This is a genomic window from Pseudomonas sp. LB1P83 (assembly GCF_054897885.1).
In genome coordinates this window covers 807,573-825,519 of record NZ_CM142709.1, presented here as the reverse complement: position 1 = coordinate 825,519, position 17,947 = coordinate 807,573, and the positions used below count along the sequence as shown (strand labels likewise).

Here is a 17,947-nt window from a genome sequence, read left to right as displayed (position 1 = left end):
ATGAACCTGTCACGCTATCTGCTGATGACCCTCGCTCCCTTGTCTCTGGGTGGATTGACGCCACTGGCCTCGGCGTCCGTTGACGAATGTCAGTTCAACCTGAGCCCGCCGGTGCTCGATTTCGGGCTGATGAACCGGGCGATTCGCCCCGACTCGGCACTGGAACGAAACCTCGGTGAGCGCCCGCTCAGCCTGACCTTGAGCTGTCCGCAGCCCATCGACATGAGCCTGTTCTACAGGGCCATGGCCGCGACCGCCGAACGCTTTCACTTTGCCGAGCGAGGCAGCTATCAGGTGCGTATTCGCGACGCCGTTCTCGACGGCCAGTCGGTGGAGATCGGATTGATTGCCGGGATCGGACAGCCGCCGACAGAAACGGCGTCAAACATGATCTGGCGACCGGAGCACGGGGTCGTACCAGTGCGGGCCGGCGTGCCGGTACAGGGTCGCAGTTTCTTGGCGCAACTTGAATTGACCGCCTGGGTTCAAGAGCAAGGGATGCACATGCATGACGCGGTGACCTGGGAAGCTTACGGGGTGTTCGACGCCGTCGCCGCCGGACGCTCCCGCGAGGCAACCTTGCGCGCCCGTTTCGCTCCGGCAGCCTGCGAGCCGGTGCTGTCCAACGGTGGCGTGGTCGACTTCGGCACCCTGTCGAAAAAAGACCTGCACGCAGACAAGGTCACACGCCTGCCGCCCAAATCGTTGACGCTGATGGTCGGCTGTGACGCGCCGGCTGCTTTCGCCTTGATCATGCATGACAACCGGTCAGGCTCGGCGACGCTCAACGACGAAAATTTCTACGGCCTGGGCAAGGACAGTCGCGGAAACAAGATTGGCCAGTACTCACTGAACGTGGACCCGGCCGGCGCCAATGCCGACGGCTTCGCCCGCCTCTATCGAACCGACTCCTCCACCGCCGGCACAGCCTGGAGCATCGGCAGCGCCAACCCGATCGCCATCGGCCAGACCCGTTACCTGGCGTTCACCGACAGCGCCGGCAGCAGCGCCGGCCCGGTGCTGATCCAGAACCTCAGCACCACGGTGACCGTCGACGCCGTTATCGCCCCCACCAACAGCCTCGACCTGAGCATCGCCATCGAGCTCGATGGCGCGGGGACGATCGAGATTATTTACCTGTAACACCCCACCCGATCCTGCTGGATCCGAGGCGCACTTGAGCGGCTCGGGGTAGTCAGGACACAACCCTAGAAGTGAGTAAACAATGATTAAAAAGTACTGTGCAGCACTTTCCGCCACCGCGTTGATAGGCGTGGCGCCTTATACGCTGGCGGCTTCGAGCACTGATTTAACGGTGACTGGCCTTATCACGCCAGCGGCGTGCACGCCAACTCTTTCCGGTGGAGGGATCATCGATCATGGCAAGCTTTCAGCCAAAGATCTGCATCAGGACAAACCCACGTTCCTGCCTCGCGAGACCTTGCAGCTCGCCGTGAACTGTGACGCCGCCACCGCGTTCAGGCTGTTACCGACCGATAACAAATACGGCATGGGGGATAGTACAAATTCGTTCGGCCTAAGCTCTATCAATGATAATCAGCGGATAGGCAGTTTCGACGTACGAATCATTTCACCAATAGCGGATGGTGTTGCCGTACAGCCGTTGTGGTCCCCCAACAATGGAGATTCCTGGAACACAGTCGCCTTCATGAGCCATAAAAAACTCTCGGCGTTCGGTGCTGTAGGGGGCCCGAATACGCCGATTGCCGTGAAGGATCTGCTGACAGACCTTAGGGTCGAGACCGCAATTGCCCGCGCCGACTCACTGGACCTGACCAACGACGTGGTGCTCGACGGCTCGGTCACTATCACCATCGCCTATCCATAACCCCATAGCCAACCTTGCCCGAGGTCACGCTTTGGGCAAGGACTGATTCCGCTAACTACACAAGCGAAACCTGTCCCATGAAAAAGATTCCACACGCTCTGACGATGGCGTTCATCGTCCTGACTTCGCCGCTCACCTTCGCCGCCTCATCGACGGACCTGACGGTCAAAGGCCTTATCACCCCACTCGCCTGCACGCCGATGCTGTCCAACAACGGCCTCGTCGACTACGGAAAAATATCCCGGCAGGACCTCAGCGTCGACAAACGCACACGACTGCGCGACCAGACGCTCGACCTCAACATTCAGTGCAACGCACCCGCGCGTTTTGCCCTGCTGATGCGCGACAATCGCGACGGCTCGGCCATCGTCAACAGCGAGATTTACTATGGCCTGAACCACGACCGCAGCCACAATAAAATCGGCTTGTATTCGCTCAACTTCGACCCGGCCAGCACCGTGGTGGACGACCTGACGCAGGTCTTTCGAACCGACTCCACCACGGGCGGCAAAGCGTGGAGTTCGTCGAGCAGCCAGGTCATTCCAATTGGCGCCAAAAGCTATCTCGGCTTTACCGACAGTGCGGGCAGCAACGCCGGCCCGATTGCCATCCGTACTCTGACCAGCCGGGTCACGGTCGAAACGGTCATCGCGCCCACCTCCGAGCTGGACCTGAGCGCCGAAGTGCAACTCGACGGTTCGGCGACGCTGGAGGTTGTTTATCTGTAGTCATACCTTCTCGCTGACCACCTGCACGTACAGCGAGCGCCCGGCGCCGAGGCCGGCGATGATTGCACCTAGGCCGATCACGCCGAAGATCCAGCCCAGCGCCGTCCAGCCGCCGGTCCAGTCATGCACGATTCCCACTGCGAAAGGCCCCATCGACGCCAAGGTGTAACCGAAGCCTTGGGCCATGCTCGACAGGTTGGCCGCGACATGGGAATCGCGCGAGCGCAGCACGATCAGGGTCAGCGCCAGACTGAACGTACCGCCCTGCCCCAGGCCGAGCAGAATCGCCCAACCCCACAGGCCTTCGATCGGCGCATAGAGACAGCCGAAAAGACCGCCGAGTGTCAGCAGCATGACCACCACAATCGCCAGCCGCTGATCCTTGCCGCGCGTCGCCAGCCAAGGTGCCGCCAGCGAACTGGCCAGTTGGACGATCACCGAACCCGAGAGCACAAGGCCGGCCTGAGTCGGTGTCAGCCCACGACCGATCAGGATCGACGGCAACCAGCCAAAGACGATGTACGCCAGCGATGATTGCAGGCCCATGTACAACGTGACTTGCCAGGCCAGTGGATCACGCAACAGTCCGCGAACCCGATAGGCCACGTTATGTGCGCCGTGTTTCTGGCCGACTTGCGGCAACCAGAAAATCGCCGCGACCAGCGCCGGCACCACCCAAAAACCGAGGCCCAGGGCCCAGCTCTTGTCGAAATGTTCGCTCAACGGCACCGTCGCACCCGCCGCCATCGCCGCGCCCAGGCATAGCGCCATGGTGTAGACACCCGTCATGGTCCCGGCCTGCTTCGGGAAGTCGCGCTTGACGATACCGGGTAACAAAACGCCGATCACACCGATGCTCGCGCCGGCCAGCACACTGCCGGCAAACAGGCCGATCTCACCGAACGAACTGCGCAGGATGATCCCACCGGCCAGCATCAGCAAAATCCCCAACACCACGCGCTCGGCGCCAAAACGTCGCGCCAGCAAGGGCGCCAGCGGAGCGAATAAGCCCAGGCAAAGCACTGGCAACGTCGTCAGCAACCCGGCCTGGGCCGCCGACAAACCGAGGGTCTTCGAGATTTCGCTGAGCATTGGCGCCATGCTCGACAGCGCCGGACGCAGGTTCAGCGCCACCAGAATCAAACCCAGCAGCAACAGCCACGGACGACGCAGGATCGGGTGACTTTGCTGGACCTCTTCGTCATCGGCCTCGGCGTCAATCAGCAGCTCTTCGAGTTCTGCTGTGCGCTTGGGTTGAGTGATGTTGTGGCTGGACATGGTTTTCTCGGTTTCAAGGTTCATTGATCAACTGCCTCGACAGGGCTTTGGCCCGTTCCGGGTCACGTTGCTCGACGGCATCAAGCAGTTCGATATGAAGATCGAACACTTCTTGGCGTCGGGGGGTGATGTTCAAGGTCTGGCGCAATTGCGCGCCGACGATGCTGGAGAAATAGCGATACAGCTCGCTGAGGGTCGGGTTGTGCGCGGCGTCCACCAAACGGCGGTGGAACACCAGATCGCAGGCGATGTAGCTGTCGAGATCACCGTGGTAGTGACTGCCGCTGACGCCCAATGCTTCACGCAATGCCACCAGGTCCTCGTCCGTTCTGCGCAGGGCAGCAAGGCCGATGGCTTCGACTTCAAGGATGTGCCGGGTCTCCCGGGCCTGCTCATGGGAGCAGCGCGACAAGGCTTTCATGGTGTCCAGCGGATCGATCACCGCCCGCAAGTAACTGCCGTCGCCCTGACGGATTTCGATCAGCCCGGAAAACGCTAGTACGCGCATGGCTTCACGCACGGTGTTGCGGCTGATGCCCAACTCGGCGGACAGCTCGGGTTCGGTGGGCAAGCGTTGGCCGACCTGCCATGCGCCGTTGTTGATGCGCTGGCGCAGTTGATCCAGCGCCTGATCGACCAAGGAACGTTTAACGAGTGGAGAAATGTCTGACATAGGATTCGCCCTTTCATCCAATCATAGGATGAATTTTCTGACATATTAGTCAGCTTCATGTAGGACGGCAACCGCCTATTGTCAGGTAGAGGGGAATGGAGCGGGATTTTCGATTGGTCAAAATTACCCTTTAAGGGTAATTTCAGGGACAGGGTTTTGGTTTCTTATGGAAAAGAGCACACCCCATTACGACTTGGCGGTGATCAAAGCGGATGTCAGGCGACTTGGGGGCAAAGCATTCACCAGCACGGCTAAAAACGACGGCAGGGTACTTGGCTTAACCCTGGTGGAGATGCGGGAGATCATTTTCGAGCTCCAGGGAAAGATGCTGTTCAAGTCGATGACCACCTATGACGATCATCGCGTCTGGCAAGACGTTTACCACATCAACTCATACGGTCTGGAGATTTATATCAAGGTGACGTATCGCCCCAGCGGTGGCCCACCCGTAATCTCCTTCAAGGAGAAATCCCAATGAAAACCCAGCAGTGTTTTAGCTGTGGAGCCCGGGAAGGAATGCGACATTTCGAGGGTCGCGGCGAAACCATGAGCGTCAATGGTATGGAGCGCCGCGTAGATGATTTATCTGGCTGGGAATGCCAGATGTGTGGCGAGGTCGAGTTAGACGACAGTTGTTCAGGCCGTCATTCAGATGCGGGCGACGAACTGGTTATCGCAGCAAGGCGGATGATCGGCGACGAGATGAAGCGAATCCGTCGCAAACTGCATCTGACGCAAAAAGAAACCGTGCAAATTCTGTCCGGTGGCGGGCACAACGCGTTTTCCCGTTACGAGCGTGGCGAAGTACTTCCTCCGAAAACATTGGTACTGCTGATGCGCCTGCTTGACCGCTATCCGCATTTGCTCGCAGATGTGAAGTCACTGGGTGAAGGGGCGGATTTGAGGGGGTTCAAGCATACAGACCACAAAGAGCACGAAACCCTAACTGTTTCCTGAGCGTAAAAAACAAACCCGGCGTGAGGCCGGGTTTGTTTTACCAGTCATCCTGGTATCAATGCAGGATCTGGCTCAAGAACAGCTTCGTCCGCTCATTCTGCGGGTTATCGAAGAAGTCGTTCGGCGCAGCCTGCTCGACGATTTCGCCCTTGTCCATGAAGATCACGCGATTGGCCACGGTGCGGGCGAAGCCCATTTCGTGGGTCACGCAGAGCATGGTCATGCCGTCTTCGGCGAGGCCGATCATCGTGTCCAAAACCTCTTTCACCATCTCTGGGTCGAGTGCCGAAGTCGGTTCATCGAACAGCATGATTTTCGGTTTCATGCACAGGGCGCGGGCAATCGCCACACGCTGTTGCTGACCACCGGACAGTTGCCCCGGGAATTTATGCGCCTGCTCCGGAATGCGTACGCGCTCCAGATAATGCATGGCGATTTCTTCGGCCTGGCGCTTGGGCATCTTGCGCACCCACATCGGCGCCAGGGTGCAGTTCTGCAGGATGGTCAGGTGCGGGAACAGGTTGAAGTGCTGGAATACCATGCCGACTTCACGGCGGACCGATTCGATCTGCTTTAGGTCGTTTGTCAGCTCCACGCCATCGACCACAATGCGACCCTGCTGGTGTTCTTCCAGACGGTTGAGGCAACGAATGGTCGTCGACTTGCCGGAACCCGACGGGCCGCACAGGACGATTCGCTCGCCCTGCTTGACGTTCAGGTTGATGTCTTTCAGCACGTGGAACTGGCCGTACCACTTGTTCACGCCCTGCATCTGAATAATGCCTTCAGGGCTCACAGGCTTTTTGATTGCTTCGCTCATTACAGAACTCCTAACGCTTGTGGCCAGTGTCGAGCTTGCGTTCCAGATGCATGGAATAGCGCGACATACCAAAACAGAAAATCCAGAACACCAGGGCCGCGAACACATAGCCTTCAGTGGCCATGCCCAACCATTTCGGGTCGGCGGCGGCTTGTTTGACGCTGTTGAGCAGGTCGAACAGGCCGATGATGATCACCAGGCTTGTGTCCTTGAACAGCGCAATGAAGGTGTTGACGATGCCGGGGATTACCAGCTTCAGGGCTTGCGGCAGAATCACCAGGCCCATGCTGCGCCAGTAACCGAGGCCCATCGCTGCAGCCGCTTCGTACTGACCCTTGGGAATCGCTTGCAGACCGCCACGCACCACTTCGGCCACGTAAGCCGACTGGAACAGGATCACGCCGATCAGCGCCCGCAGCAGTTTGTCGAAGTTCATGCCTTCAGGCAGGAACAACGGCAGCATCACCGAGGACATGAACAGCACCGTGATCAACGGCACGCCGCGCCAGAATTCGATGAAGGTCACGCAGACCACTCGAATCGCCGGCATGTTCGAGCGACGGCCCAGCGCCAGCACGATACCCAGCGGCAACGCACCGGCAATACCGACGGTGGCGATTACCAGGGTCAGCATCAAGCCACCCCATTGGCTGGTCGCCACCTGGGTCAGGCCGAAAACGCCGCCATGCAACAGGCACCAGGCAATGATCGGGTACAGCACCAGGAAGCTCAGGCCATACACCGCTTTACGGTGAAAGCGCGAGATGAACAACGGTGCCACTCCGATGACCGCCAGCCACACGGTCAGGTCCACGCGCCAGCGCAGATCCACCGGGTAGTAGCCGTACATGAACTGGCCGAAGCGCTGCTGGATGAACACCCAGCAGGCGCCCTCCTTGGTGCAGTCGGCCTGGCTGGTGCCGACCCAGTTGGCATCGAGGATCGCCCAGCTCAGGATCGGCGGCACCACCAGGTAGATCAGATAGAACGCGAACAGGGTCAGCAGGGTGTTGAGCCAGCTGGAGAACATGTTGGCGCGCATCCACGCCACGACACCGATGCTGCTGCTCGGTGGAGGCATGTCAGGTTTGAATGTATGAGTACTCATGCGCTTTTCCTTACCGCTCGATCAGCGCAATGCGCTTGTTGTACCAGTTCATCAGCAGGGAAATGCTGATACTGATCGCCAGGTACACGCTCATGGTGATGGCAATCACCTCGATCGCCTGCCCGGTCTGGTTCAGCACCGTACCGGCAAACAACGACACCATCTCCGGATAACCAATACCGGCCGCCAGCGAGGAGTTTTTCGCCAGGTTCAGGTATTGGCTGGTCAGCGGAGGAATGATCACGCGCAGGGCTTGCGGGATGATCACCTTGCGCAGGGTCGGTCCGTTGCGCAGGCCCAACGAGTGCGCCGCTTCGGTCTGACCGTGGCTGACCGACTTGATGCCCGAACGCACGATCTCGGCGATGAACGCCGCGGTATACACGGTCAGGGCCAGGGTCAGCGCCAGCAGTTCCGGGATCAGCACCCAGCCGCCGACGAAGTTGAAGCCTTGCAGCTTCGGCATTTCCCAGTGCACCGGCGCGCCGAAGATCAGTGCGCACAGCGCCGGGATCACCAGGATCAGCGCCAGGCCGGTCCAGAACTTGTGGAACGGTACGCCGGTCGCTTCGAATCGTTTATTAGCCCAGCGGCACATCAGCACGATGGCGACGATGGCCACGACGACGCCGACCACAAACGGCCAGAAACCGTCCGCCGTCAACGCTGCCGGCATGTTCAGGCCGCGGCTGCTGACGAAGAAGGTGTCGCCGAAGTTATGGCTGTTGCGTGGACCTGGCATGGTCAGGAACACCGCGAAGTACCAGAACAGGATTTGCAGCAGCGGCGGAATGTTGCGGAAGACTTCCACATAAACAGTCGCCAGCTTGGCAATGATCCAGTTCTTCGACAGTCGTGACACACCGACGATGAACCCGAGGATCGTCGCCAGGATCACGCCGATGAAGGTCACCAGCAGCGTGTTGAGCAAGCCGATGACAAACACCCGGGCATAGCTGTCCGATTCGGTGTAGTCGATCAGGTGTTGAGCGATGCCGAAACCGGCACTGCGCTCCAGAAAACTGAAACCGGAGGTAATGCCCCGGTGTTGAAGGTTGGTCTGCGTGTTATCGAACAGGTACCAGCCCATCGAGACCACCGCCACAATGGTGATGATCTGAAATAGCCACGCACGCACTTTCGGATCGCTGAGGCTGAGCCTCTGCTTTGGTGCGCCGATTGAATTTTGCATGAAGTGCCCCGGAAATAATGGAACAGAACATCACCCGGTGGTTGGCCCACCGGGTGATAGAACCATCAGCGCACTGGTGGTGCGTATTGAATGCCGCCGTTGTTCCACAGAGCGTTCAGCCCGCGGTCGATGGCCAGTGGAGTGCCCTTGCCGAGGTTTTTCTCGAACACTTCACCGTAGTTACCTACTTGCTTGACGATCTGCACGACCCAGTCTTTCTTCACTTTCAGGTCTTTGCCGTATTCACCGTCAGCGCCCAGCAGACGAGCAACGTCCGGGTTCTTGGTGGCTTTGGCTTCAGCTTCAACGTTTTTCTGGGTGATGCCCATTTCTTCAGCGTTGACCATCGCGAACAGGGTCCACTTGACGATGCTGAACCACTCTTCGTCGCCTTTACGCACGACCGGGCCCAGAGGCTCCTTGGAGATGGTTTCCGGCAGAACGACGTAGTCGGTCGGCGTCGCCAGCTTGCTGCGTTGTGCGTAGAGCTGGGATTTGTCGGAGGTCAGCACGTCGCAACGACCGGATTCCAGCGACTTGGCGCTTTCATCGGAGGTGTCGAAAGTGATCGGGGTGTATTTCAGACCGTTACCGCGGAAGTAGTCGGAAACGTTCAGCTCAGTGGTGGTACCGGCTTGAATGCAGATGGTCGCGCCGTCGAGCTCTTTAGCGCTTTTCACGCCCAGCTTGTTGTTCACCAGGAAGCCGATGCCGTCGTAGTAAGTCACGCCGGCAAACACCAGGCCCATGCCCGAATCGCGGGAACTGGTCCAGGTAGTGTTACGCGACAGCACGTCGATTTCGCCGGACTGCAGCGCGGTGAAGCGCTCTTTGGCGTTCAGCTGGCTGAATTTGACCTTGGTCGCGTCGCCGAATACAGCAGCGGCCACAGCGCGGCAGACGTCAGCATCGATACCGATGATCTTGCCAGTGGAGTCTGGAACCGAGAAGCCCGGCAGACCGTCACTCACACCGCACTGTACGAAACCTTTCTTCTGCACTGCATCCAGGGTTGCACCCGCCTGAGCGAACCCGCTGACACCGAGTACTGCGGCTGCAGTCACGATGGCCAGGGTGGATTTCAACATCTTCATTCAAACCTCCAGTTTTGCTTTTGTTGTGTCGGAGCTTGAGTCCTGTCGCACCCTTATGAGGCGTAGTCGACCCGTGTTGGCTTTTTTTGGGGTCAACCGACGTAGGACCTGCGCTATGAGTCTAGTAGGAGAAAATCCAAATCATGGACCACTCACTTCTCACCAATCGGCCGAACGGGCTGTAGCCCTTTCACGTTCGCGAAGCCCGTAGCGGCCACTGGCGAACATCCATCACCGGATTCTTTGCTATCCCACCAACCACAATGGCCTGATAGTGTTACCGACAGGCGTGGGATTTTCAGTACAGGCTTTCCTATAGCAAAGCCCGTACCAGACCGCTCGCCGAAGCTGTTCGGCGACAGGTCAATAGCAAAACTTGTACCCTTGCGACATCTTCTTAACGGATCAACATGACGCGCACTCACCTCTCGCACTGAATGAGAGCGCACGCACAAAATTGGAGCAGCCATGACCGAGCCCTTGATTCTTCAACCCGTCAAGCCCGCAGACGCCTGCGTTATATGGCTGCACGGCCTGGGCGCTGATCGCTACGACTTCCTGCCCGTGGCCGAAGCCTTGCAGGAGAGCCTGCTGACCACCCGCTTCGTTCTTCCCCAGGCACCGACCCGCGCCGTCACCATCAACGGCGGCTACGAAATGCCGAGCTGGTACGACATATTGGCCATGAGCCCCGCGCGCGCAATCAGTCGTGAGCAGCTGGAGACGTCGGCGCAAAGAGTTTTTGATTTGATCGAAGAACAGAAGGCCAGCGGAATAGACCCCTCGCGAATCTTTCTGGCAGGTTTTTCCCAGGGTGGCGCCGTCGTGTTGCACACCGCGTTTTTGAAATGGCAGGGGCCGCTGGGTGGCGTACTTGCCCTCTCTACATATGCACCGACCTTCAGCGATGAACTGGAGCTTTCCGCCAGTCAGCAGCGCATTCCCGTGTTGTCTTTGCACGGCCAGTACGATGACGTCGTTCAAAACGCCATGGGCCGGTCCGCCTACGAGTATTTAAAGCAGCATGGTGTCACCGTGACATGGCAGGAATACCCAATGGGCCACGAAGTGTTACCCGAGGAAATTCGTGACATCGGCGTCTGGCTGGCCGAGCGTTTACGCTAAAAGCTACCCATTGATCCATCCCCCTACGCCGCGCCCGATTCTTGCATTACACTGGCCGGCGTATATTCCTTAACCAATCGATGAGATGACCGTGCTCAAAGCACTCAAAAAAATGTTCGGTAAAAGCGAGACTGAGCAGCTCGCGCCAGTTCCCAGCGCTCCGTCTCACATCCCCAGCCACCGCACCGACGGTAATCAGTCTGGCCGGACCGCAACCGTAGCGGCACCGAAACACACGCCCGCGACCACACCGGCCGCCCAACCTGTCGAGATTGTTGTCGCCGAGCCGCCGCGCAGCGAAACGCCGAAACCGGCAAAACCGCGCCGCGAACCGAAACCGAAAGCGCCGGTCATTCCCTGGAAACTCGAAGACTTTGCCGTCGAACCTCAGGAAGGCAAAACCCGTTTCCACGATTTCAAACTCGCCCCGGAACTGATGCACGCCATCCAGGACCTGGGCTTCCCGTACTGCACGCCGATCCAGGCGCAAGTGCTGGGCTTCACGCTGGCGGGCAAAGACGCCATCGGTCGCGCCCAGACCGGCACCGGCAAAACCGCTGCATTCCTGATTTCGATCATCACGCAACTGCTGGAAACCCCGCCACCCAAGGAACGCTACATGGGTGAACCGCGTGCACTGATCATCGCGCCGACCCGCGAACTGGTGGTGCAGATCGCCAAGGACGCCGCCGACCTGACCAAGTACACCGGCCTCAACGTCATGACGTTTGTCGGCGGCATGGACTTCGACAAGCAGCTCAAGCACCTCGAAGCCCGTCACTGCGACATTCTCGTGGCTACCCCGGGCCGCCTGCTCGACTTCAACCAGCGCGGCGACGTGCATCTGGACATGGTCGAAGTCATGGTGCTGGACGAAGCCGACCGGATGCTCGACATGGGTTTCATCCCGCAAGTGCGTCAGATCATTCGCCAGACGCCGCCGAAGAACGAACGTCAGACGCTGCTGTTCTCCGCGACTTTCACCGAAGACGTGATGAACCTCGCCAAGCAATGGACCACCGACCCGTCGATCGTCGAGATCGAATCGCAGAACGTGGCCAGCGAAAACGTCGAGCAACACATCTACGCCGTTGCCGGTGCCGACAAATACAAACTGCTCTACAACCTGGTCAACGATAACGGTTGGGAGCGGGTGATGGTCTTCGCCAACCGCAAGGATGAAGTGCGGCGCATCGAAGAACGCCTGGTGCGTGACGGCGTCAACGCCGCGCAGCTGTCCGGCGATGTGCCGCAGCACAAACGCATCAAGACCCTGGAAGGTTTCCGCGAAGGCAAGATCCGCGTGCTGGTCGCCACCGATGTGGCCGGTCGCGGCATCCACATTGACGGCATCAGCCACGTGATCAACTTCACCTTGCCGGAAATCCCGGACGATTACGTGCACCGCATCGGTCGTACCGGTCGTGCCGGCGCAGATGGCGTGTCCATCAGCTTCGCCGGTGAAGATGACTCCTACCAGCTACCGTCTATCGAGGCGTTGCTGGGTCGGAAAATCAGCTGTGAAACGCCGCCGACGCATCTACTGCGGGCGGTTGAGCGTAAGCGCCCGTAACTCGGACCTTACTGAAAAAGGCGCAGCCGGCAACGGACTGCGCTTTTTTTTCGTTTCGATGTTGCCCGAGACAACTAAATGTCCATAATGGACAAATTAGTTTACTTTCAGCGCCCGGAGCCGACCATGTCCAGTACGCCTTACGTGATCACCCAACCCCAGGCCCGCGAACTGCTGGCGCAGGTCGACGTGCCGCAGATCCTGCGCAAGCTGTTCATCGACCTGGCCGCCGGGCAAGCGCTACAACCGGCGCAGCAGCTGGTGGAATTCCCTCAGGGCGCCGGTGACTTCATCAACTACCTGGGTGTGCTGGCCGAAGACGGCGTCTACGGCGTCAAGACTTCGCCTTACATTGTGCGTGAGCAAGGCCCGTTGGTGACCGCCTGGACGTTGTTGATGTCGATGCAGACCGGCCAACCGTTGCTGCTGTGCGATGCCAGCGAACTGACCACCGCACGCACGGCCGCGACCACCGCCGTCGCCGTCGATGCCCTCGCCCCGTTGAAAGCGCAGCGCCTGGCGATCATCGGCAGCGGCAAGGTGGCTCAGGCACACCTGCATTACGTTAAAGGTCTGCGTGACTGGCAGAGCATCAGCCTCTACTCGCCGAGCCTGAGCGATAAAAATCCTGAAACCCTGGCCCAGCTCAAAAGCCTCGATCCACGCCTGACCATCGCCGACAGCCGCGAAGTGGCGATTCACGACGCCGACGTGATCATGCTCTGCACTTCGTCCGCAGGCCCGGTGATTGATCCATCAATCTTGAGCAAACCGGCGCTGATCACCTCCATCAGCACCAACGCCCCGCGCGCCCATGAAGTACCACCACAGAGCCTCACTGACATGCAGGTGTTCTGTGACTATCGTCTGACCACTCCGGGGTCGGCGGGCGAAATGCTGATTGCCGGTGAGCAACATGGCTGGGACAAGAACGCCATCGTTGGCGACCTGCCGGATCTGCTCAGCGGCAAGGTGCAGCGCCCTGACTACAACCGTCACGTGTTCTTCCGTTCGATCGGCCTGGGCCTGGAAGACATCGCACTGGCCAATGCCATCTACCGCCTACAGCACTAACACCACAAACCCTGTAGGAGCGAGGCTTGCCCGCGAAGAACGATGACGCGGTGTATCTGACCGACCGCGGCGATCCTTTCGCGGGCAAGCCTCGCTCCTACCAGAGCACTCGATTTGCGCACTACAGGAGACGTTCATGAGCCAGGCAGATTTCATCATCATCGGCGGCGGGATTGCCGGCGCTTCCACCGGTTTCTGGCTGTCGCAGCACGCCCGGGTGATCGTGCTCGAACGCGAATCCCATCCGGCCTATCACTCCACCGGGCGCTCCGCCGCCCTGTATACCGCGGCCTATGGCACACCGCAGGTTCGTGCGCTGACCCAAGCCAGCCGCGACTTCTTCGACGCGCCACCAACCGGTTTTTGCGAACACCCGTTGCTGACCCCGCGCGGCGAGATGACCGTGGACTTCACCGGCGACCCGACCGAGCTGAACAATCAATACCTCAGCGCCAAGGCCACGGTGTCGGAGATGCAACTGCTCAGCGCCGACGAAGCCTGTGCACGCCTGCCGATCCTGCGCCGGGAAAAAGTCCATGGCGCGATCTACGACCCGACCGCCAGCGACATTGACACCGATGCCCTGCACCAGGGTTACCTGCGCGGCATCCGTCGTAATAAAAGCGAAGTCCATACCGACAGCGAAGTGTTGAGCCTGACCCGCACTGCCGAAGGCTTGTGGCAGGTGCAAACCAACGGTCAGACCTTCAGCGCACCGATCATCATCAATGCGGCAGGCGCCTGGGCCGACAAGATCGGCGAGCTGGCCGGCGCCAAGCCGCTGGGCCTGCAACCGAAGCGTCGTGCGGCGTTCATTTTTGCCGGCCCCGAGGGCGTGGACATCCACCATTGGCCGATGCTGGTCAGCCTCGACGAATCCTTCTACATGAAGCCCGACGCGGGGATGTTCCTCGGCTCGCCGGCCAACGCCGATCCGGTCGAACCCCACGACGTGCAGCCCGAAGAGCTGGACATTGCGATGGGCATCTACCAGATCGAAGAAGCCACCACCCTGACCATCCGCCGTCCGACCCGCACCTGGGCCGGTTTGCGTAGCTTCGTCGCCGACGGAGACCTGATCTGCGGCTTCGATCAACAGGTGCCAGGGCTGTTCTGGGTCGCGGCGCAAGGCGGCTACGGCATCCAGACATCACCCGCCATGGGCCAAGCCGGCGCGGCGCTGGTACGCGGTGAAGCCTTGCCCGAACAGCTCAGCCGCTTCGGCCTGGACGCCGAGATGCTCTCCCCTGCCCGCCTGGGCTGATTTTCGTCCTCAGGTGACGTGTCGACACGATTGCGGCAAACTTCCAGCGCCCTTTTTGCAGGGCGCTGACGCTGCCTGGAGCTCCACTGAATGAACGCACCTGAAAAAGACCCGGCTGTGGATAACGCCTCTCTGGACAACTACCGCGCGATCGCCGATGCGATCGCAACGCTGTTCTTCCCCCATGCCGAAGTGGTGCTGCATGACCTGCGCACGCAAAAAGTCGATTACATCGCCAACAACCTGTCCAAGCGGGAAATAGGTGACGACTCGGCGCTGGAGGACATGCTCAGCGACGATGTCAGCGAACGGAACATCGGGCCGTACGAAAAGCTCAATTGGGATGGCCAGAAGATTCGCAGTCTGAGCAGTGTCTTGCGCGACAGCGACGGCCACCCGCTGGCCGTGCTGTGCATCAACCTGAACATTTCGCTGTTCGAAAATGCCAAGGCTGCGCTGGATCTGTTCCTGTCGCCGAGCAAGTTGATTCCGCAGCCGGACTCACTGTTTCGCGATGACTGGCAGGAACGGATCAATACCTTTCTGCACGCCTGGCTGCGCGAACGTCAGCTGAGCCTGAACCTGCTGACGCGCGATCACAAACGCGAACTGGTGCTGGCGCTGCACGCCGAAGGGGCTTTCAAAGGCAAAAGCGCATCAAACTATGTGGCCAATGTGCTGAACATGGGGCGGGCGACGGTTTACAAGCATTTGAAGGAATTGAAGGGCTGAACCTTCAGAGATGTACGGACTATTCAGACCCCTTCGCGGGCAAGCCTCGCTCCTACAGTTTCAGTGTTGTTCATAAGATGGATGAACGACGTGAAAACCTGTAGGAGCGAGGCTTGCCCGCGAAGGCGATTGATCAATCGCCGTAGATGTCGGACTTGAAATACTTATCCGAAATCTTCTGATACTCGCCACTCGCACGAATACCGTCGATGGCCGTGTTCAGTTCAGCGACCAACTCGCTGTTGCCCTTGCGCACCGCAATCCCGGCGCCCTCGCCCACGTACTTCGGATCCTTGAGCTCCGGCCCGGTAAAGGCATAGCCCTTGCCACGCGGCATCGCCAGGAAGTCACTCAGCGGAATGGTGTCGGCAAAAATGGCGTCGAGGCGACCGGCTGCCAGGTCCATGTAGATCTCTTCGTTGTTGCCGTAGCGCTTGACGTTGATGCCCTTCGGTTCAAAAACCTCGGTGGCGTAACGGTCGGTGGTGGTTGCGCGCTGCACACCGACTGTCTTGCCTTTAAGGCTGGCGTACTGGTCATCCACGGCCGCGCCTTCCTTCATCACCAGACGCGATGAGGTGAAGTAGTACTTGTGGGTGAAGTCGACCGACTTCTTGCGGTCTTCGTTGATGGTCATGGACGACAGCGCCATGTCGATTTTCTTCACTTTCAGGGAAGGAATCAGACCGTCGAATTCGCCTTCGACCCACACACACTTGACCTTCATCTGCGCGCACAGGGCATTACCGATGTCGTAGTCGAAACCGACGATCTCGCCTTTGTCGGTCTTGGACGCGAAGGGCGGATAAGCGGCTTCGATACCGATGCGCAGGGTTTTGTCGGCGGCGAACAACGTGCTACACGCCAACAAGCTCAGCGCCAGACCGGTGATGAGGGGGAATTTCTTCATGTTCGTTCTCTCGCGGGTTGTTGTTGGTTTGGCAAGACAGATGAAGAGCAGAAACGGGAGAAGCCTTTTTTGTACTTATAATTCCATACTGGACTTTTATGTACAAACCGTCAATTGGGGGAAATGGAGAAGTGCCGGCCGGTGGTCGGGAGGTGGGTCATTGGGATTTTTGTTGTTACTGATGGCCTCTTCGCGGGCAAGCCTCGCTCCTACAGGTTTTGTGTTGTTCACATAATCTGTGTACGACACAAAACCTGTGGGAGCGGCGGTGCGACGATTCGACTTGCCCGCGAAGGCGTACTTCCAGACACCGCAGGAATTACTGCTTCCAGCGATTCGCCGCCGCATGATCACTGTCACGTCCTTCGACCCAGCGCGCACCGTCACGGGTGTTTTCCTTCTTCCAGAACGGCGCACGGGTTTTCAGGTAGTCCATGACAAAGGCGCAGGCGTCGAACGCCGCTTGGCGGTGGGCGCTGGCGGCGCCGACGAAGACGATCGGTTCGCCCGGTTCCAGGGCGCCGATCCGGTGCAGCACTTCAAGCTTGAGCAGCGGCCAGCGCTGTTCAGCCTCAAGGGCAATTTTGCCGAGGGCTTTTTCGGTCATGCCCGGATAGTGCTCGAGAAACATCCCGGCCACATCAAGCCCGTCATTAAAGTCGCGCACGTAGCCGACGAAACTCACCACCGCGCCGACGCCGACATTGGCGGCGTGCATGGCATTGACTTCAGCGCCCGGATCGAACGCCGTGGACTGCACGCGAATCGCCATGATCAGCCTCCGGTCACGGTCGGAAAGAACGCCACTTCGTCACCGTCAGTCACCGGTTCGTCGAGCTGGCAGAGGTCCTCGTTGCGAGCGCACATCAGGTTCTGCTCGCGCAGCACATCGGCACCGTCCCGTTGAGCCAGCAGCGCACGCACATCGTCGACCGTGGCGAAATCGCCTTCAACCCTGACCGAATCCACGCCAAGCGCTTCGCGGTAACGAGCAAAAAACTTCACGGTGACGTTCATGGCTGATCTGCCTGGAAATGGCCGCTCTTGCCGCCGAGTTTTTCCAGCAACCGTACGCTTTCGATGGTCATTCCACGGTCCACGGCCTTGCACATGTCATAGATGGTCAGCGCGGCAACACTGGCGGCCGTCAGGGCTTCCATCTCGACGCCGGTCTGTCCGGACAGCTTGCAGCGCGCGACGATGCGCACGGTGTCGTCGCCTTCGGCACTGAGTTCAACCTTGACGCCGGTGAGCATCAGCGGATGGCACAAAGGAATCAGATCGCTGGTTTTCTTCGCCGCCTGAATGCCGGCGATGCGCGCCACGGCGAACACATCACCTTTGGGGTGACCGCCGCTGACGATCATCTGCAGGGTTTCGGGCAGCATGCGCACCAGCGCTTGGGCCGTCGCTTCACGGAACGTCACGGCTTTTTCGGTGACGTCGACCATGTTGGCGCGACCTTGGGAATCGAGATGAGTCAGCACAGGGTTACTCCTGATCAGGAACGTCGATTGTAAACCTGCGAGTCAATTTTCCGCACGTTTGATTGCAATGTCCTTGTAGGAGC

20 protein-coding genes are annotated in these 17,947 nt (G+C 59.3%); 10 read left to right on the top strand and 10 right to left on the bottom strand.

Translation table 11 applies throughout. The features are described from left to right. From ACYZTY_RS03610 to ACYZTY_RS03600, 3 genes are all read left to right on the top strand, one after another. Positions 1 to 1,143, top strand: a complete 1,143-nt coding sequence (locus tag ACYZTY_RS03610) for a DUF1120 domain-containing protein (protein ID WP_461957339.1) — start codon at positions 1 to 3, stop codon at positions 1,141 to 1,143. An 82-nt stretch (positions 1,144 to 1,225) separates the two neighbouring features. Further along, entirely contained in the window at positions 1,226 to 1,849 is a 624-nt protein-coding gene (locus ACYZTY_RS03605) for a DUF1120 domain-containing protein (protein WP_461957338.1), read from the top strand. A 77-nt stretch (positions 1,850 to 1,926) separates the two neighbouring features. Further along, on the top strand, positions 1,927 to 2,577 hold the full coding sequence (locus ACYZTY_RS03600; protein ID WP_461957337.1) for a DUF1120 domain-containing protein: 651 nt from the start codon (positions 1,927 to 1,929) through the stop codon (positions 2,575 to 2,577). Here the strand turns inward: ACYZTY_RS03600 and ACYZTY_RS03595 are convergent, their stop codons facing one another. Together ACYZTY_RS03595 and ACYZTY_RS03590 are read right to left on the bottom strand one after the other, a co-directional pair. Next, on the bottom strand, positions 2,578 to 3,879 hold the full coding sequence (locus ACYZTY_RS03595; RefSeq protein WP_461957336.1) for a CynX/NimT family MFS transporter: 1,302 nt from the start codon (positions 3,877 to 3,879) through the stop codon (positions 2,578 to 2,580). Next, positions 3,869 to 4,528, bottom strand: a complete 660-nt coding sequence (locus ACYZTY_RS03590; RefSeq protein ID WP_461957335.1) for a FadR/GntR family transcriptional regulator — start codon at positions 4,526 to 4,528, stop codon at positions 3,869 to 3,871. The genes ACYZTY_RS03595 and ACYZTY_RS03590 overlap by 11 nt, the downstream gene beginning before the upstream one ends. A 166-nt stretch (positions 4,529 to 4,694) precedes the next feature. Between ACYZTY_RS03590 and ACYZTY_RS03585 the strand changes: the two genes are divergently transcribed. Next, entirely contained in the window at positions 4,695 to 5,006 is a 312-nt protein-coding gene (locus ACYZTY_RS03585) for a type II toxin-antitoxin system MqsR family toxin (protein ID WP_461957334.1), read from the top strand. Further along, entirely contained in the window at positions 5,003 to 5,485 is a 483-nt protein-coding gene (locus ACYZTY_RS03580; protein WP_461957333.1) for a type II toxin-antitoxin system MqsA family antitoxin, read from the top strand. The genes ACYZTY_RS03585 and ACYZTY_RS03580 overlap by 4 nt, the downstream gene beginning before the upstream one ends. Positions 5,486 to 5,540: 55 nt before the next feature. On the opposite strand, the gene ACYZTY_RS03575 is transcribed toward ACYZTY_RS03580, so the two are convergent. From ACYZTY_RS03575 to ACYZTY_RS03560, 4 genes are all read right to left on the bottom strand, one after another. Beyond that, positions 5,541 to 6,305 (bottom strand): amino acid ABC transporter ATP-binding protein, encoded by a 765-nt coding sequence (locus tag ACYZTY_RS03575; RefSeq protein WP_149628833.1) that lies wholly within the window; start codon positions 6,303 to 6,305, stop codon positions 5,541 to 5,543. Positions 6,306 to 6,315: 10 nt separating this feature from the next. Beyond that, positions 6,316 to 7,413 carry an amino acid ABC transporter permease gene (locus tag ACYZTY_RS03570; RefSeq protein ID WP_461957332.1) on the bottom strand — a complete coding sequence of 366 codons (1,098 nt, stop codon included), beginning with the start codon at positions 7,411 to 7,413 and terminating at the stop codon, positions 6,316 to 6,318. Positions 7,414 to 7,423: 10 nt separating this feature from the next. Next, the gene (locus ACYZTY_RS03565; protein ID WP_461957331.1) at positions 7,424 to 8,605 is read right to left on the bottom strand and encodes an amino acid ABC transporter permease; all 1,182 of its coding nucleotides are present in this window, start codon (positions 8,603 to 8,605) and stop codon (positions 7,424 to 7,426) included. A gap of 65 nt (positions 8,606 to 8,670) precedes the next feature. Further along, a complete protein-coding gene (locus ACYZTY_RS03560; RefSeq protein ID WP_461957330.1) occupies positions 8,671 to 9,699 on the bottom strand; it encodes an amino acid ABC transporter substrate-binding protein in 1,029 nt (342 codons plus the stop codon). Positions 9,700 to 10,167: 468 nt separating this feature from the next. Between ACYZTY_RS03560 and ACYZTY_RS03555 the strand changes: the two genes are divergently transcribed. The 5 genes from ACYZTY_RS03555 to ACYZTY_RS03535 all read left to right on the top strand — a co-directional run bounded on the left by ACYZTY_RS03555 (position 10,168) and on the right by ACYZTY_RS03535 (position 15,467). Next, the gene (locus ACYZTY_RS03555; RefSeq protein ID WP_461957329.1) at positions 10,168 to 10,824 is read left to right on the top strand and encodes an alpha/beta hydrolase; all 657 of its coding nucleotides are present in this window, start codon (positions 10,168 to 10,170) and stop codon (positions 10,822 to 10,824) included. Positions 10,825 to 10,909: 85 nt separating this feature from the next. Next, positions 10,910 to 12,397 (top strand): ATP-dependent RNA helicase RhlB, encoded by a 1,488-nt coding sequence (gene rhlB / locus ACYZTY_RS03550; protein WP_461957328.1) that lies wholly within the window; start codon positions 10,910 to 10,912, stop codon positions 12,395 to 12,397. 126 nt (positions 12,398 to 12,523) lie between these two features. Beyond that, the gene (locus ACYZTY_RS03545; protein WP_461959246.1) at positions 12,524 to 13,471 is read left to right on the top strand and encodes an ornithine cyclodeaminase family protein; all 948 of its coding nucleotides are present in this window, start codon (positions 12,524 to 12,526) and stop codon (positions 13,469 to 13,471) included. Positions 13,472 to 13,607: 136 nt separating this feature from the next. Then, positions 13,608 to 14,735, top strand: coding sequence for an NAD(P)/FAD-dependent oxidoreductase (locus ACYZTY_RS03540; RefSeq protein WP_461957327.1), 1,128 nt, complete (start codon positions 13,608 to 13,610; stop codon positions 14,733 to 14,735). 90 nt (positions 14,736 to 14,825) lie between these two features. Then, positions 14,826 to 15,467, top strand: a complete 642-nt coding sequence (locus tag ACYZTY_RS03535) for a helix-turn-helix transcriptional regulator (protein ID WP_131062850.1) — start codon at positions 14,826 to 14,828, stop codon at positions 15,465 to 15,467. 133 nt (positions 15,468 to 15,600) lie between these two features. Here the strand turns inward: ACYZTY_RS03535 and ACYZTY_RS03530 are convergent, their stop codons facing one another. The 4 genes from ACYZTY_RS03530 to moaC form a co-directional block, all read right to left on the bottom strand. Beyond that, entirely contained in the window at positions 15,601 to 16,377 is a 777-nt protein-coding gene (locus ACYZTY_RS03530) for an ABC transporter substrate-binding protein (RefSeq protein WP_461957326.1), read from the bottom strand. A 319-nt stretch (positions 16,378 to 16,696) separates the two neighbouring features. Further along, positions 16,697 to 17,149, bottom strand: coding sequence for a molybdopterin synthase catalytic subunit MoaE (gene moaE, locus ACYZTY_RS03525; RefSeq protein ID WP_461957325.1), 453 nt, complete (start codon positions 17,147 to 17,149; stop codon positions 16,697 to 16,699). 2 nt (positions 17,150 to 17,151) lie between these two features. Continuing rightward, complete coding sequence (locus ACYZTY_RS03520; RefSeq protein WP_461957324.1) at positions 17,152 to 17,394, bottom strand: MoaD/ThiS family protein; 243 nt, start codon at positions 17,392 to 17,394, stop codon at positions 17,152 to 17,154. Further along, complete coding sequence (gene moaC / locus ACYZTY_RS03515) at positions 17,391 to 17,864, bottom strand: cyclic pyranopterin monophosphate synthase MoaC (RefSeq protein WP_059406245.1); 474 nt, start codon at positions 17,862 to 17,864, stop codon at positions 17,391 to 17,393. Before moaC ends, ACYZTY_RS03520 begins: the two co-directional genes overlap by 4 nt. Between the last annotated feature and the right edge of the window lie 83 nt (positions 17,865 to 17,947).